The 15,964-nt window shown below is 59.1% G+C and carries 15 protein-coding genes; 10 read left to right on the top strand and 5 right to left on the bottom strand.

Annotated features, from left to right (window positions below):
* Positions 1-9 precede the first annotated feature (9 nt).
* Genes AB5Z14_RS08545 through AB5Z14_RS08525 form a run of 5 tightly spaced genes read left to right on the top strand, consistent with a single transcriptional unit; the run spans position 10 to position 6,317 of the window.
* The gene (locus AB5Z14_RS08545; RefSeq protein WP_368131060.1) at positions 10-861 is read left to right on the top strand and encodes a carbon-nitrogen hydrolase family protein; all 852 of its coding nucleotides are present in this window, start codon (positions 10-12) and stop codon (positions 859-861) included.
* Positions 861-2,492 (top strand): glycoside hydrolase family 43 protein, encoded by a 1,632-nt coding sequence (locus AB5Z14_RS08540; RefSeq protein WP_368131059.1) that lies wholly within the window; start codon positions 861-863, stop codon positions 2,490-2,492. The genes AB5Z14_RS08545 and AB5Z14_RS08540 overlap by 1 nt, the downstream gene beginning before the upstream one ends.
* Positions 2,493-2,502: 10 nt before the next feature.
* Positions 2,503-3,360, top strand: coding sequence for a hypothetical protein (locus tag AB5Z14_RS08535; protein ID WP_368131058.1), 858 nt, complete (start codon positions 2,503-2,505; stop codon positions 3,358-3,360).
* 18 nt (positions 3,361-3,378) lie between these two features.
* Complete coding sequence (locus AB5Z14_RS08530; RefSeq protein WP_368131057.1) at positions 3,379-4,602, top strand: glycosyl hydrolase family 28 protein; 1,224 nt, start codon at positions 3,379-3,381, stop codon at positions 4,600-4,602.
* A 2-nt stretch (positions 4,603-4,604) separates the two neighbouring features.
* Positions 4,605-6,317 carry a DUF2264 domain-containing protein gene (locus AB5Z14_RS08525; RefSeq protein WP_368131056.1) on the top strand — a complete coding sequence of 571 codons (1,713 nt, stop codon included), beginning with the start codon at positions 4,605-4,607 and terminating at the stop codon, positions 6,315-6,317.
* Positions 6,318-6,335: 18 nt separating this feature from the next.
* Here the strand turns inward: AB5Z14_RS08525 and AB5Z14_RS08520 are convergent, their stop codons facing one another.
* Complete coding sequence (locus tag AB5Z14_RS08520; RefSeq protein WP_368131055.1) at positions 6,336-6,620, bottom strand: FadR/GntR family transcriptional regulator; 285 nt, start codon at positions 6,618-6,620, stop codon at positions 6,336-6,338.
* Between the two features lie 296 nt (positions 6,621-6,916).
* Here AB5Z14_RS08520 and AB5Z14_RS08515 point away from each other — a divergent pair, with 296 nt between their 5' ends.
* Complete coding sequence (locus AB5Z14_RS08515) at positions 6,917-8,170, top strand: ATP-binding protein (RefSeq protein ID WP_368131054.1); 1,254 nt, start codon at positions 6,917-6,919, stop codon at positions 8,168-8,170.
* Positions 8,171-8,249: 79 nt separating this feature from the next.
* Here the strand turns inward: AB5Z14_RS08515 and AB5Z14_RS08510 are convergent, their stop codons facing one another.
* Together AB5Z14_RS08510 and AB5Z14_RS08505 are read right to left on the bottom strand one after the other, a co-directional pair.
* Entirely contained in the window at positions 8,250-9,341 is a 1,092-nt protein-coding gene (locus AB5Z14_RS08510; protein WP_368131053.1) for an ATP-binding protein, read from the bottom strand.
* Between the two features lie 123 nt (positions 9,342-9,464).
* A complete protein-coding gene (locus tag AB5Z14_RS08505; protein WP_117743205.1) occupies positions 9,465-10,145 on the bottom strand; it encodes a YczE/YyaS/YitT family protein in 681 nt (226 codons plus the stop codon).
* Between the two features lie 490 nt (positions 10,146-10,635).
* Between AB5Z14_RS08505 and AB5Z14_RS08500 the strand changes: the two genes are divergently transcribed.
* The gene (locus AB5Z14_RS08500; protein ID WP_368131052.1) at positions 10,636-11,070 is read left to right on the top strand and encodes an HIT family protein; all 435 of its coding nucleotides are present in this window, start codon (positions 10,636-10,638) and stop codon (positions 11,068-11,070) included.
* A gap of 158 nt (positions 11,071-11,228) precedes the next feature.
* Positions 11,229-11,921, top strand: coding sequence for a GntR family transcriptional regulator (locus tag AB5Z14_RS08495; RefSeq protein WP_368131051.1), 693 nt, complete (start codon positions 11,229-11,231; stop codon positions 11,919-11,921).
* Positions 11,922-12,289: 368 nt separating this feature from the next.
* Here AB5Z14_RS08495 and eda read toward each other — a convergent pair whose 3' ends face one another.
* Together eda and AB5Z14_RS08485 are read right to left on the bottom strand one after the other, a co-directional pair.
* Complete coding sequence (gene eda, locus AB5Z14_RS08490; protein ID WP_368131050.1) at positions 12,290-12,931, bottom strand: bifunctional 4-hydroxy-2-oxoglutarate aldolase/2-dehydro-3-deoxy-phosphogluconate aldolase; 642 nt, start codon at positions 12,929-12,931, stop codon at positions 12,290-12,292.
* Between the two features lie 255 nt (positions 12,932-13,186).
* Positions 13,187-14,221, bottom strand: a complete 1,035-nt coding sequence (locus AB5Z14_RS08485) for a sugar kinase (RefSeq protein WP_195535992.1) — start codon at positions 14,219-14,221, stop codon at positions 13,187-13,189.
* Between the two features lie 233 nt (positions 14,222-14,454).
* Here AB5Z14_RS08485 and AB5Z14_RS08480 point away from each other — a divergent pair, with 233 nt between their 5' ends.
* A complete protein-coding gene (locus tag AB5Z14_RS08480) occupies positions 14,455-15,477 on the top strand; it encodes a LacI family DNA-binding transcriptional regulator (RefSeq protein ID WP_368131049.1) in 1,023 nt (340 codons plus the stop codon).
* Positions 15,478-15,612: 135 nt separating this feature from the next.
* The coding region (locus AB5Z14_RS08475) for a glutamine synthetase beta-grasp domain-containing protein (protein WP_368131048.1) at positions 15,613-15,964 on the top strand (352 nt) is incomplete at its 3' end.

Here is a 15,964-nt window from a genome sequence, read left to right as displayed (position 1 = left end):
CGGGTTGCGATGAAGCTTGCATTAATACAGGAGAAACAGAACAAGCTCTATCGGTTTCATGACGAGGATGTCTTTTCCCGTGATGAGGCTATCGAGATGCAACGTGAGATGGTCGAGCAGAATGTATCCCTGATACGTGATGCGGCTGACGAGGATGTGGACATCGCTCTTACTAGCGAGGCAATCAACTATCCCGGTCAGGTTCGTTGCCTGCCCGGGTTGTCGAGCGCGGAGCTCGTTCATTCAACGCAGGGCTGGGTTTGTGGCGAACTATCTAGAACCGCGCGTGAGTGCAACATGAATGTGGTTGCAGGTATTCTGCGCGTTGGTCGTGACGGAGCGTTGCGCAATCAAGCTGTCGTTTTCAATCGAGCGGGCACTGAGGTTCACGCGTATTCGAAAGTGTTCCTTGCGGGCGATGAGAATGATTACATGACTCCAGGCACTGGTTTTCCGGTTTGGGAGAGCGAGTTTGGCAAGATCGGTGTCGGAATCTGTTGGGATATGCAATTTCCCGAAACCTGTCGTGCCTATGCGCGACAGGGTGTCGATTTAGTCCTCGCTCCGACATGGGGTTGGGAATACATGTATGCCAAAGCACGAGCCTACGAGAATGGAATCTTCGTCGCGGCCGCCATGGCTGTTCCCGAATATAAGGACATTGAGGGGAAGCGTGCACCGAGTCAGGTCATATCACCGGATGGAACGGTTCTTGCGGAAGGCCCCCATGATCGTGCCTCCGTTGTGGCGATGGAGATTGATGACCTGAAGGCATGTGAACCGTACCGTTCATTTCGGATGAATTGTCTTGATCGGTGGGAATCGTCTCGCCTTGCAGGTGATAACGGGTGGGCCAAATAATGACGACGATCGCCAATCCGGTGCTGAGGGGCTTTCATCCCGATCCCTGCCTGTGTCAGGCGCGCGGAAAGTGCTATCTTGCAACGTCGACCTTCCAGTGGGTGCCGGCGGTTTCGCTCTATGAATCCGACGATTTGATCGAATGGAGGCCTCTCGGCGGTGCTCTGCCCGATCTTGATTTGCGCGGTGTTCCCGATTCGGCAGGTGTTTGGGCTCCCGACCTCACCTATGACGAGGCGAGCGAACGCTTTTGGCTGACCTATACGATCGCGTATCAGATCGACGGCATCTTCAAGGATGTCCGTAACTATGTGGTCACTGCCGAGGACCCTTGCGGCCCGTGGTCGGAACCCGTCTTCGTCAACGCATCGGGCTTCGACCCGGGATTCTTCCATGAGGACGGGCGACATTACGTCATCAACCCGCAGTGGGATCCTCGCCCTGCCGGGGGACATCATAAGTTCAACGGTTTGGTGATGCAGGAATTCTCGCTCGAGGACGGCCTGGTCGGCGAGGCCCGGGTGGTGCTCGGCAACAGCGATGCGGTCAACTGGCTGCGTGAGGGCCCGCACGTGCTCAAGCACGACGGCTGGTACTACATCGCCTGTGCCGAGGGCGGCACCGGTCGCCGGCACCGTATCCGCATGGCGCGGTCGCGTGGGCTGTGGGGTCCCTATGAGATGTGCCCCGAGCCTTTGGTGTGCGCTTGGTGCACCGACAGTTCCTTGCGCAAATCCGGACACGGTAATTTTGCCCAAGCTCCCGACGGTTCTTGGTACGTCACGTTCCTCTGCAGTCGTTACCTGCCCGAGCGCGATGGGTCGGTGCATGTGTTCGATGAGCATGAGGCTGGTTGCTCCCCGCTCGGTCGCGAGACCGGTATGGCGCAGATCGTGTGGCGTGACGGTTGGCCGCGTCTGGCAGATGGCGGCGTCGCCGCGCCCGCCACGCTCGATGCTGCGGGGGATGCTCCGGTGCCGAGTACGCGTCTTGCGTACGAGACGGACTTTGCCGCCGATACCGATCTTTGGAAAGAGGGCTGGCTGTGCTCCCGACGCCTGGCGGGCGATTGGTGGGGCACCGACGCCGAAGGCCTGACGCTTAAGGGCGGCGATTCGCCGAGCTCCTCGTTCGAGCGGTCCGAGATCGTCAGGCGTGCCCGCAGCCATGCGTGGCACGCCGAGTGTTCGCTGCGTTTCGACCCACGCCATTACAACCAGTCCGCCGGCTTGATCTGCGAGTACGATTCGCGTGCGTTTCATTACCTGTATCTGGGGTGGGACGAGAAACGCGCCTGCAGGACGATCCAGGTGCTGTCTTGCGACAAGGGCTCGTTCGCGATGCCGTTGGGCGATGCGGGTATCGAGGTGCCCGCATCCGTCGCGACGGTGCGGCTCGATGTTTCCGTCGACGGCTACGACCTCGTGTTCTCCTATGCCTTTGATGACGCGGAATGGCAGACGGTCGAGCACGGCGACGGCAACCCGTTGGTGCTCGACGCCTCCATCATGAGCGACGAGCACGTGGGCTTTGGCGCCTATACCGGAACGGTCGTCGGGCTCACCTGCATCGATATGTGGGATAAGAGCGCGGTCGCCACGTTCGGCTCATTTACCTATTGCGATCGTTAGGGGGTTCTGTATGGCTATGCTTTCCCTGAGTGTCGTGCGCGAGACGGGGGAGACCGTCTATTCCACCGAGTGCAAAGACGAGGTGACGCTTTCTTGGCGCGGGGCATACGAGCCAGGCGACAAGCTTGTCATCCATTGCGATGAGGCACCGGTGCATCTGGTGCTCAAACTCGATGCCGCGCTCGTCGAGAGCCACGTGTTGATGGAGCGGGACACGTTTGAGTTTCCCATCCCGCTCGGCGAGGGCCAGAAGGCGTATGGCAAGGGATGGGCGTTTGAGGATGAACGTCACTATGCCTATGCGCGCATCGAGGATACTCGCGAGGCGGGTGCCTGGCGGTGCCTCTCACGCAATTCATGCGATTACGAGGGCGCACAGGGCATCTATCCCCATGCGACGTCGAACATCCCCATGGATAACCCCCAGTTTATCGCTCGCAATGCCATCGACGGCGTGATCGAGACCTCGAGTCATGGCAGCTGGCCGCATGAGTCGTGGGGCGTCGCCGGCCGCGCCGACGCCTGGCTCAAAATCGACTTTGGCGAGAAGGTCGTAGCCGATGAGCTGCGGCTGTATCTACGTGCCGATTTTCCGCACGACACGTGTTGGGAATCCGCGAAGCTCGAGCTTTCGGATGGGTCGGTGCTCGACCTTTCGCTCGAGAAGACGGGGGAGCGCCAGGCGTTCGATCTGGGCGGCAGGCGCCTTTCCTGGGTCAAGATCGGGCAACCGGTCAAACGCGATGAGGACGGTTTTCCCGGCTTGAGCCAGATCGAGGTCTGGGGTCGCCGGGGTGAGACGGCACAAAACGGAGGCCCGAATGACCGCTTTTCCGGCGTCGCCCCGCAAGAGGGTACGGACGCCTAAGACAAAGAAAGGAAACCCATGTCTCTCACTATCCTCCATGTTCCCGCGGAGCTTGCCCAGGCCGAGGGTCTGGTAACCGCTGAGTTCCAGGCGGTACTCGACCAGGCGCGCGACGCGCAAGGTGCGCGTGTCGTCGTTCCGGCCGGCACCTATCGCGTCGGCTCCATCCGCATGTACGGCGACACCGAGCTCCATCTTGAGTCCGGTGCCAAGATCCAGGGGTCCGAAGACATCGCGGACTACACCGACTGGGACATTCCCACCACGCTCCGCTACGCGACCGACCCCGAGATCGTACGCATCCAGCGCCTTCCGCCGCATTACACGCGTGCCCTGCTCACGATTGCCGATGCCAAGAACGTCGCGATCACCGGCGAGCCAGACAGCTCGTTCGACGGTGTCGACTGCACCGACCCCGCCGGCGAGGAGGGATTCCGTGGCGCCATGGGCATCCGCATCTGCCGCTGCCAGAACGTGACGCTCAAGGGCTACACGTTTGAGCACAGCGCCAACTGGAGCCACCAGATGGATTCGTGCACCAATCTCCTTGCCGAGAATGTGAGTATCCTGGGCGGCCACGACGGCTTCAACATCCATCACTGCGACAACGTGACCATCCGCTCTTGCACGCTCAAGACGGGCGATGACTGCGTCGCCGGATTCGACGCACGTAACGTCGTCGTCGAGGACTGCCTGCTCAATACGGCGTGCAACGCCATTCGCCTTGGCTGTGTTAACTTGCTGGTCGACAATTGCCGCTTTGTGGGTCCGGGCGAGTACGAGCATATTCTCGAGGGTACTCATCACATGCACGCGGCCGTGAAATACTATTCGCCGGCGGGTGACGTCTACCGCTCGGACGCCTGCAACTGGCGCCTGCATGACTGCACGTTTACCAACCCTGGACGTCTGATCAACTACGATTTCGGTTCCGAGAAGGGTTATCAGACGGAGCGCCCGCTCGTCGACTTGCATTTCGATGCCTGTAAGGCGACGGGCGTGACCATGAGCTCGTTCTTCAACGGCGGCGATGAAGTTCCCGGCACGCTCGAGTTCAACGATTGCGAGATCTCGTACGAGCCCGACGCTGACTCTGCCGGCAGCCCCTGCATTCAGCTTGGCCGGGGCGCCAAGCTCATCGAGCGCGATGTCACGTATCGCTGCGAGGACGGAGAGCCTCTGCAGGGTTCGCGCGTCATTAAGGAGTCCGAGGTCAGAGCCGAGGTGCTCCAAAGGAGGTAGAAGTGTCGACGGCACTGCATTCGCGTCGCGATTTCGAGGCGCTGCTCATGCGCTTCCTCGATCCGCTGCGCAAACACTATGACGCATCTTGCTCGCGCATCGAACTCGCGGGCGGGGGAGCACAGTATGAGGACGAGGTTATTCCCATGGAGGCTTGGGCGCGGCTCCTGTGGGGCCTCGCTCCGTTTTGGGCGGGCGGTTCACGTAGTGCCGATGACTTCTACGAGCATGCATACTGCAACGGACTTATTGCCGGAACCGATCCTCAGTCGGATGCTTATTGGGGCGATTGCCGTGACCACGATCAGAAGTTTGTCGAGATGGCGGCTATCGCTTATGCCCTCTTGCTTGCTCCCGATGTGCTTTGGGAGCCGTTGACCGACGGACAGCGCGAGCGCGCTGCGGCATGGCTTGGCAAAATCAATGAGCATAGCTGCCCGGCGGGCAATTGGCTATGGTTCCAGGCGCTCGTCAACCTCGCCTTGCGTGAGCTCGGCATGCCCTATAACGCGGGGCTTTTGCGGGAAGACCTCGATACGCTTGACAGCTTCTATGAGGACGACGGCTGGTACAAAGACGGCCCAGCGGGTCTGCCCGACTACTATAACGCCATGACGTTCCAGTTCTTCTCGGTGCTCTATATCTGGAAGTTCGGATTGAGAGACACCGTCCGCGCGACGGGATATCTCGACCGTCTTAAGCTTTTCGCTTCCGATTACGTCAAGCTATTCTCGGCGCGCGGCGAGGGCGTGCCGTATGGTCGTTCCATGACGTACCGCTTCGCGCAGGCGGGTTTCTGGTCCATCGCAGTCGCCGCCGGCGTTAACTTGGGCGAGGGCTTTGATACCGCCTGCCTCAAGGGTCTGATCATGCGGAACCTCGAGGCGTGGAATCGGACGCGTATCTGCGATAACGGTGGGGTCGTGACGGTGGGCTACCGCTATCCCAACCAGCATATGTGCGAGAGTTACAACGCCGCCGGTTCCCCTTATTGGTGCCTTATGGCCTTCGCGTGTCTGGCGTTGCCCGAGGACGATTCATTTTGGACCCTGCCGGCCTCGGGAACGATGCCTGTCCACGACGGTGTTGTCTCCGCTCTGGGTGGCACCGGACTTGTGGCACGCGATACCGGGGGCGAGGTCGTGCTGTATCCGAGCGGCCGCGTACCGGGACATCCCTTTGCCCAGTCGGACAACAAGTACAGCAAGTTCGCCTATTCGAGCCGCTTCGGCTTCAGCGTGGCACGCTCCCAACGCACCCTCGAAGAGGCTGCGCCTGATAGCGTGCTTTCGTTCGTTGTCGGTGGGCGCGTGTTTGTTCGTGACGGCGTGGACAAAAGCGAGATCGTAACGCTCGGCGACGGGAAATGTGCTGTACGGACGCGCTGGAGCCCGTGTCCGGGTATCGATGTGGTAACCGATATCATTCCTCTTACGAACGGACAGCTTCGTAGCCATATTGTTACGAGCGCGATTGATTGCGTTGCATTCGATGCGGGCTTTGCCGTGCCGGGCGACTACCATTGGGTGACGTTGGAGGATACCGATAAAGTATGCCGCGTTGAGGCTGTGGGGCACGTGGAGGGTGAGCGTGTTTTGCTCCGTCCTGAGGCGAACACGAATATCGAGTGCTGCAAGACGGTGATTCCCGCCGTAAAGTACGTCATTAATGCAGGAATCAATAAACTCGCGACGCGTGTTGCCGTTATCGAATAAGGGCGACACGCGTTTTTGTCACGACTGCGCCTGTGCGCCTTCCGCGATCATGTTGCGGTTGTAGACCAGGTGCAGATACATCGCATCGTGCGCGGCGGTGGAGTTGCGCGCGGCGATGGCGTCGGCCACGCCGCGGTGCGTGCGGATGGTCTCCTCGACGAGCTTTTTGCCTGTTACGTCGATAAAGAGGGGAACGGATGCCTTGAGCACGCCCATCAGGCGGGGAACGACGAGGTTGCCGCAGCTCTCGGCAATGGCGTTGTGGAATGCGGTGTCGGCGGCGGAGTATGCAGTTTCCGCCATTCAGGGCGGCTACATGGAGTAGCGCCCGTACGCATCGAATTTCTCCTCTCATAGATGCGCGGCACAAAGAGCCCCGAGTTTATACGAGCTCGGGGCTCTTTTCGTTTGGATTGCGGACGTATCGTCAGACGAAAGCGCGTTGCGTCTGGAGCAAAATCGTACGAAAACGCAATTTGCGTCTTAGTTCCGGACGCAAATCAAGACGAAAACCATTTGCGTCTTGATTAGAACCGTACGCAAACGGTTTTCGTCTTATAATACGATCATGAATAGTACGAAACGAAGGGGTTGTGCATATGGTTGTTAGAGAGAGCCCTACAGTCGAATACAAGGAAAGCGTTACGCCGACGTTTCTTAAAACGGTGAGCGCCTATGCAAACTACGGGACGGGCAAGATTGAGTTTGGCGTTGATGACGAGGGCGTTGCTGTCGGTCTTGCCAATCCGGTTGAAGAATGTCTCCGCATCGAGAACATGATTAATGACAGTCTTGACCCCGCACCCCGTTACTCACTTGAACCCGATGAGAAGAACGGGACCGTAATCCTTACGGTTTATGAGGGCCAGGACAAACCCTATCGAAGCAAAGGAAAGGCCTATAGGCGTAACGATTCGGCAACGGTGGAGGTCGATCGGTTTGAGTACGGCAGACTGACGCTCGAAGGCAGCAACGTAACGTTCGATGCGCTCACGTCGGCTTTTCAGGACTTGAGTTTTCACACGCTCGAGCATAAGTGTGTTGAACACCTCGGCATTTCCGAGCTAACACCGGATATCATGCGTACGCTTCGCTTGCTCGGCAAGGACGGCTATACCAATGCCGCGGCGATTTTGGCGGATAAGAATGATTTTCCGGGCATCGACTGCGTCCGTTTTGGCGATACCGAGGATGTGATTCTGGATCGCGAGACGGCGACAGGTCTATCTGCAATTGAGCAGGTGGACAGGGCGGTGGCTATGTTTGCACGCTACTACCGTTATGAGCGTATCGAGGGGATGGAACGCGTCCAAACCGATCGAATTCCCCTTGAGGCGTTTCGCGAAGCTGTCGCAAACGCTTTGGTGCATCGAACGTGGGACGTTCGGGCGAACGTTCAAATTGCCCTGTACGACGATCGCGTCGTTGTGACTTCCCCCGGATCGCTGCCCGCCGGTTTGACGACAGAACAATACCTGTATGGGCAGATATCCGTGCTCAGAAACCCAATTGTCGCCGAGGTCTTTTTGAAGCTGGATTACATCGAGAAATTTGGCACGGGGATCGCGCGAATCAGGCGTGCGTATCGAGATTCTTTGAGCCAGCCGGTATTTGATGTTCGCGGCGGCATGGTGGCCGTCACGTTGCCCGTTATCGATGCCTTTGAAGGGTCTGAGGAAGAGGTCCAGGTTCTCAAGGCTTTGTCAGGTGGACGAATACTGTCGCGGGGCGAGATTGAGCAACAAACGGGATTGAGCCGCGCGCGCACGTTGGCGGCGCTTGAATCTTTGCTCAACCGAAACTCGATCGTAAGGCGGGGGACAGGACGCGCCACGAAATACGAGCGCGCATAGCTCAAAAGAGCAAAGCTACAAAACAGGCCCCAAGCCTACACCGGCTTGGGGCCTGCTGTCCTCTGGGATATTGGCGCTTCTACAGTTCAGCTTCCAGTTCGGCTTTGTGTTCGTTGAGGTAGTCGCGCATGTAGGGGATGGCAAATGAGACCTTGCCGTACGAGGGCGCCTCAATGATCGACTCTCTCAGCAGACGACTGCGGATGGAACTTACCTGTTGAGGTGTCTTGTTTAAGTCATCGGCAACCATGCTGGTCGAGCTCGTCTGCCCTAAGGACGCCATGCTCAGCAGATAAGCGATGCACGTGGGCGGAATGCGCTGCAGCGCGGGCTCAATCACCATTGCGCAGAAGCGTTCGCGTGCTGTTGCGATGCCTCGCTTTGCCTCTTCCTCTCCAATTACAGTTGTATGGGCGCGTCGTGCCAGTTGCCATGCGTAATATCCAACGAGCTGAATCATAAAGGGGTAGCCTTGCGTTGCCTCGGCAAGTTGGCCGGCAATACCTGGTTGCAGCTCCATGCCAGACGCTTCAATGGTTTCTTCGAGGGAGTACGACACTTCGGTTACTGCCACAGCCTTCAGGTCAAAGGGGAGGGCACGGCGCAAAAACGTAAGTGTCTTTCCGTTGATGACGCTTTCTATCATCGAAGGCAGCCCCGCAAAAACAAAGGCGATATCAAGGTCTTCGCCGATAACCTGTTGAATCGCAATGGAGAGCGTTCGGACCTCATCGAGCTCTGCGTCTTGAACCTCGTCGAGGGTGATGAGCAGGCCATTTCCATTCTTGGATATAGCCTGCCTCATGGCGTCGCGCAGCGATGGACCGATTCGCTCAATGTCTATGCTGCCGATGGATATGCCAGCTACGGTGGGCTCAAATCTGGCGTGTTTGGCCTGGAATTTGGGCTGCAGCTGCTCGAGAATGCGCTGACAAAGTCCTTCGGTTGCGACTTCTTTTATGACCGTCCAGCCACGGCTTTGCGCCAAACGTGAGCACTCGTCAAGGAGGACCGTCTTGCCCGTTCCGCGGACGCCGGCTATGCGCATAAGGCGCCCCGGGGCGCCAGGACCGTTGACGAGGCCTTCATTGAATTCCTCGAGGACATCTTCGCGGCCGATAATCGTGGGAGGTGTTTTGCCTGCTGTGGGCTTAAAAGGGTTTGTTTGCATGCGAGTCACCTTTGCTCAAGATATAGCAAGATATAGCAAAGTATAGCAACGTATAGCAAGATATAGCAAAGTATAGTGAGATATAGCAACGTATAGCGCTGCTCGCGAGTTCTTGCGGTGGCGCTATTTTCCAAAGGCCACGCGGATAAAGCGCTGGGCGAAGAGCTTATTGGCGACGTTGATGACATGGCCCAGGAACAGTGCCGAGATGGCGGTCGTGACGCCAAAGCCGCCCAGGTTGTGCATAAAGACCAGCGACAGCGCGAGCGAGGCGGCGACGTGCGAGCAATCGAATACGACCTTCACATCGCCAAAGCGGCATTTGAGCTTTTCGGCAATGACCTGTACCAAGCCGTCGGGTGCGTTGGGAACGACGCCCATATTGACGACGAGGCTTACGCCAAACGCGGTGATGGCAAGCGAGAGCAGCATGGTTACGACCTGTGCCGGCAGCGCGGTGGGGTGCAGAGGGTTAACGTTCATAAAGAAATCGGTAAAGCCGCCGATCAGCGTTGAGAAAAAGAGCTCGAGCAAAATGCGCGGCTGAAACTCGCGGCGCAAGATGGCTGCCTGTGCGGCAATGTAGGCGACATAGGTCGCGGTAATCCAAAAGCCGAGCGTCTTGCCGGTGAGCATGGACAGCGTCGTGGCAAAACAGGTAAGCGCTGCCACGCCTAGGCCCGACGCAGTCTGGATGCTCATGCCGAGGGCGAGCGTCGCGACGCCTGCTAAATACATCAACATCCTGATGACGGTATGGCACCAATCGATCTTCTCGCCATTCATAATGATGAGCGGTCGCATGCTGCTACCCGTCCTTTCGGTTGTGAAGAAAAGGCTGACCTGGGCCGGCAAAAGAGGGTTATCGGAGGCACTGCTGTAAAAGCAGAAAAGCCGGCCCCACGGTCAGTCGTCTAGGAAATGTCTCGCTGTGCCGGAATGGGACTGAAGGGCCAACGAGACGGGAGGAAAGCAAATGACATAGCGTGGGCAATAGGATGCCAAGATGGTAGGGTGCGTCTTAGCATCCTATTGCCCACGCTTGACGAAATCGGTTTCGTTTGAGCCTTAGTATACGCACGGGATTCTATTTGCAAAGAGAAAAATAATAAAAAGGTGAACGTTCACCTAATCGCAACAACTCGTTGGCTGTATTATGACAAGGACATACTCGAAACCGATTTCGCAACGGTTAGAGAGTGCATTGTACGTTCGTCGTAGATTGCCGGGCAGCTTGGTCGCGCCCGCCGGTCGCATTGCGGCGAACGCCTTCACCCGGATCGAAAGGATCACCATGGAACAGCACACCGATTGCTCGTACTGCATGTGCGGGACCGACAACACGCTCGTCGATGCCTTTGGCATCCCCATGCTCGATCTGCCCGCCAGCAAGCTCATCTTGTTTAAGGAGCAGAGCCACAAGGGCCGCGTGATCGTGGCCTCCAAGCAGCATGTCGACGACATCTCCTGCATGTCCGAGGAGGACGCCGCCGCCTTTATGGCCGATGTCCGCCACGTCGCAGCTGCGCTGCACAAGGCGTTCAGCCCCGACAAGATTAACTTTGGTGCCTACGGCGACACCATGCATCACCTGCACGTGCATATCGTCCCCAAGTACAAGGACGACCCGTTTGAGTTTGGCGATGTGTTCGCCATGAATCCCGGTCGCGTCATGCTCGAGCCGGCTCAGTACGACGAGATTGCCCAGGCAATTATCGCCAACTTGTAAAACCCTTCGTCCCTCATAAGCTGCGGTGAAATACGGACTGTTTAGCGGCTCCAGCGGCGCCATCAGTCCCTATTTCACCGCAACTTATGGGGGGGAGCGGCATTGCGATAGTATTACGTGTTGGTATTCGACTAACCGAGGACATATCCGAGGGCTTTATGGAACAGCACCAGCATTATCAGAGTCTGCAAGACCAGGCATACAACGCATTGCGCTCCAAGATCATCTATGCCGAGCTCAAGCCCGGCACGCGCCTTTCGGCGATTGGTCTGGAAAAGGAGACCGGAATTGGGCGCACTCCCATCCGTGAGTCATTTGTGCGCCTGCGCGAGCAGGAGCTGGTGGAAACGCGTCCCAAGAGCGGTACCTATGTCTCAAAGATCAGCATGGAGCGTGCCGAGAACGCCTGCTTTTTGCGCGAGAAGCTCGAGAGAAGTGTGCTGATCAAATGCTGCTCGGCTGCTACGCCCGAGCAAAAGTGCCAGCTTGAGCAGATTCTCGCCGAGTCAGAGTCGCTCGACCACAGCGAGACGCGCCGCTTCTTTGACCTAGACAACCTGTTCCACGAGACGTGTTTTGAGATTGCCGGCCGCCATATGCTGTGGGATTGGATGAAGAGCATCAACACGCATTTTGAGCGGTATAACTGGCTGCGCGCAGTGTCGCAGGATCTGGACTGGGAACCGATTCGTCGGCAGCATCGTCGAATTCTTGAGGCCATTAAAGAGGGCGATACCGATACGGCGAGCTATCTGGCGGAGACACACCTGCATCTGATGCCCGAGGAGCAGGGCCCAGTTATCGCCCTGCATCCCGATTACTTTGAGCTGCCCAAAGATTCGTTCATCTAATCTATCCCCTCATAAATTGCGGTGAAATAGGGATTGTTTTGCGGCCCAGGCGGCGCAAACAGTCCCTATTTCACCGCAACTGCGTTGGGGCATGGCCGGGGCACAAAGATGCGGTGCCGTTTGGAGGAACAGACCGGAAGCAAGGGGTCAATTCCTCCAGACGGCACCGCATTTATTTTGGCACTCTGGGCTATGTTGAAAAGTTTAATCGGTCAAGAAAAAGCGGCTCGGGGGCGTGTCGCTTCCGTCACGTTCTATCAGCATACAAGACGGTTTCGGTTCTTGTCCGTGACGGAAACGGCACGCTTCCGAGCCGCTTCAAAAATGGGGGTGCGGTCTAGGTCGCACCCCCACGATAGAGAGCTGGATTAGGCGCGGACCTTCTTGACGACGTCCATGGCCTCGCGAGCGATCTGCTCGACCTTGGAGAAGTCGCCGTCGGCGAACAGGGCCGGCTTGACCATCCAAGTGCCACCGCAGGCGATGATGGCGGAGGAGCTCAGGTACTCCTCGACGTTAGCGGTGCTCACGCCGCCGGTGGGCATAAAGCGGTGGCCGACAAACGGAGCAGCGAGGGCCTTGATGGTGTTAAGACCGCCGTACTGGGCTGCCGGGAAGAACTTGGTGACCTTGAGGCCCAGGTTCTCGGCTGCAGTGACCTCGGAGGGAGTCACGGTGCCGGGCAGCACGGGCAGATCGATGTCGATACAATGCTTGACGACGTCCTCGTTGTAGCCCGGGGAGACGATGAACTTAGCACCGGCGGCACGGGCCTGCTCAACCTGCTCGACGGTCAGGACGGTGCCGGCGCCCACGCACATCTCGGGCTCGGCCTCGGCCATGGCGGCGATGCACTCGGCGGCGCAAGCGGTGCGGAAGGTGACCTCGGCGGACTTCATGCCGGCGGCCATCAGGGCGTGAGCGAGCGGGGCGGCGTCCTCGACCTTGTCGAGCACGACGACCGGCACGATGCCCAGGGACTCAAGCGTGGTGTAGAACTGATCGAACATGATGTTCCTTTCGATGTGCGGCGCGCGAGTGCGCGTAATTGCTAAAGAAGATTGGCCATGAGCCGGTTCCGGATTGGTTATCGGAGGCACTGCTTGGGTCACAAGCAATTTCGGAACCGGCTACGAGGCCAGTCGTGAAGGAATGCCAGGCAGAGCCGGAATGGGACTAAGTGGTTCTACCTGGCCGGAGGAATCGGGGAGCGGGCTGCAGAGGTATGGGTATGGGAAACTGCAGCCCGCGGAATGGGGAACGAATTAACGGGCGACGCGGGTGCCACCGTCGGCGGCGTTTGCCACGGCGGCGATCTCGTCGGCGGTCACCAGGTTGGAATCGCCCTTGATGGTGAGCTTGAGGATCGAGGCCGCGATGGCGTAGTTGACGGCGTCCTGCGGATCGAAGTCGTTGATGAGGGCATGGACGAGGCCAGCGTTGAAAGCGTCGCCAGCGGCAACGCCCTCGAGCACGTGCACGTCGTGAGCAGGGGAGAACCAGTGCTCGCCGCTCTCGGCGTCATAGAGCATACCCATCCAGATGGAGCGCTCGACGCAGGAGATGTTGCGAACGACCGAGGCGACCTTCTTGCAGCCGTACTCGGCGCAGATCTGACGCGCCATCTCGACGTAGGTGTCGCGCTCCTCGATGCCGTGGGCAAGGGAGCCGGAGACGCAGGTCATGCCGAGGCCGGCGGGGGCGTCCTCGTCGTTGGCGATGCAGATGTCGACGAGCGGCAGGAGCTCCTTCATGGTTGCCTGCGACTTCTCGGGCGACCACATCTTGCCGCGGTAGTTAACGTCGCACACGGTGGTGATGCCCTTGGCGCGGCAAGCGGTGAGGGCATCCTTGCAGGCGGCGGCCATCTCGTCGGAGACAGCAGGCGTCACGCCAGAGAAATAGAAGACGTCGATGCCCTTGAGGATCTCGTCCCAGTCAAAGACGTCGCGCTTGGCCATGTTGATGGCGGAGTACTTGCGGTCGTAGACGCAGCCGTTACCGCGCTGCGAGGCGCCGACCTCAAATACATAGGAGCCAAGGCGGTCACCCTGACGCACGACGCGCGTGGTGTCGACGTCGTAGACCTTCAGCGAGCGCAGCGCGCACTCGCCCAAGCGGTTGGCCGGAACGACGGAAACATAAGCGGCCTTGTCGCCCTGGTAGGCCAGGGAAAGCGCGGTGTTGGCCTCGGCTCCGCCGTAACGGACGTCGAACTCGGTGGCCTGCTCAATACGCAGATGATCTTTGGGCGAGAGCCTCATCATGATCTCGCCGAAGGTAAGAACCGTTTTACCCATGGTCGCGTAGCTCCTTCTTGTCTGTGCGTACACCTTTGATATGGCGTTGGCACGGAGGTGCCAAGACGGTAGGGTGCATCTTTGCACCTCCGTGCCAACGCTTACCGAAATCGGTTTACGAAATCGGTTTCGTTTCAGCTTGTAGTATACTCACCTACAACGTTTTGCAACCGAGATTTTTAAAAAATGCTTAAATGGCTAAGATTGCCGACACATGGGAAACGAGGGGCGCTATGGCGCATATGAGAATCAAGGACATTGCCGCCGAGGCGGGCGTGAGCCCGGCCACCGTTTCGCGCTATCTCAACAACCGCCCCGGGCAGATGACCGAGGAGACCCGCGCCCGCATCGCGGAGGTCATCGAGCGCACCGGCTATCGTCCCCGCGCCGCCGCACGCAACCTGCGCAGCTCGCGCACCAACCTTATCGGCGTGATCCTGGCCGACATCGCCAACCCGTTCTCCAGTGCCATGCTCGAGGGGCTTTCCGCCAGCGCCGCCGCGCGCGGCTGCTCGCTCATGACGGCCATCAGCGGCAACGACTCCGCCAAGGAGGCCGAGTCACTCACCAGGCTCATCGATGCGGGCGTTGACGGCTTGGTCGTCAACACCTGCGGCGGCAACGACGCGGCGATCGCCGCGGCTGCGGGTCGCCTGCCGGTCGTGCTGCTCGACCGCGGCATCGAGGACGGCGGCATCGACTTGGTGACGTCTAACAACCGCGAGCTGGTCGCCGGCCTGGTCGACGCCTTGGCTGCTGCGGGCAGTGAGCGCCTGTGCCTGCTCACCGAGGCAAGCGACGACAGCCCCGTCCGTCGCGAGCGTGCCGAGGCCTTTACCGATGAGCTCTCGCGTCGCGGTCTTGCCGGCGAGGTCGTCACCCTCACCGACGGCGGCGCTGAGGGCATCAGCCGTCTGGACGAGGCCATTCGCGATTATGCGGGTAAAAAGCTCGGCCTTATCGCCGTAAACGGCTTGGTCTTCTTGCGCCTGACCGAGGCGCTGGCCCAGCTTGGCCCCTCGCTGCCGGCGGGTCTTAAGATCGCGACGTTCGACGACTATCCCTGGAACCACGTGCTCTTTGGCGGCGTGACCACGGCCGCGCAGGACACCCTGGCGATTGCCGAGCGCGTTGTCGAGCGCCTGTCCGAGCGCATCGATGTCGTCACCACCACGGTGGGCGAGGCCGCAAGGCTCGCGCCCAAGCACATCGAGATCCCCGGCCACATCGAGTCCCGAGCCTCCACTTCGCGCTAGGCCACCGACCAGCACTCGCCTGCTCGCGCACGTTTTTTGAGCGCCGGACACGCTTTAACCCTGCGGAAACATTTTTCTGCGATAGTATCTGCGATATAGAACAGTCGAAACCCGCCCGAAAGAAAGGGGAGCGACATGAACCAGCAGAACATCGATTACGTACTCCGCTCTGTAGAGCAGCGTGACATCCGCTTTGTGCGTCTGTGGTTTGTCGACATTCTCGGTCGCCTCAAGAACTTTGCTATCAGCCCCGAGGACCTCGAGGTCGCTTTTGAGGAGGGCATTGGCTTTGACGGCTCGGCCATCGAGGGCTTTGCCACGCCCGAGGAAGCCGACATGCTCGCGTTTCCCGATGCCTCGACCTTCCAGATTCTGCCGTGGCGCCCGAGCCATAACGGCGTCGCCCGCGTGTTCTGCGACGTGTGCACCCCCGATCGCAAGCCTTTCGCCGGCGATCCGCGCGATGCCCTGCGCCGTATGTTCCACA

The sequence above is a fragment of the Collinsella aerofaciens genome (assembly GCF_040910265.1).
Taxonomy (GTDB): domain Bacteria; phylum Actinomycetota; class Coriobacteriia; order Coriobacteriales; family Coriobacteriaceae; genus Collinsella; species Collinsella aerofaciens_BK.
This window is presented reverse-complemented; position numbering and strand designations above follow the sequence as displayed.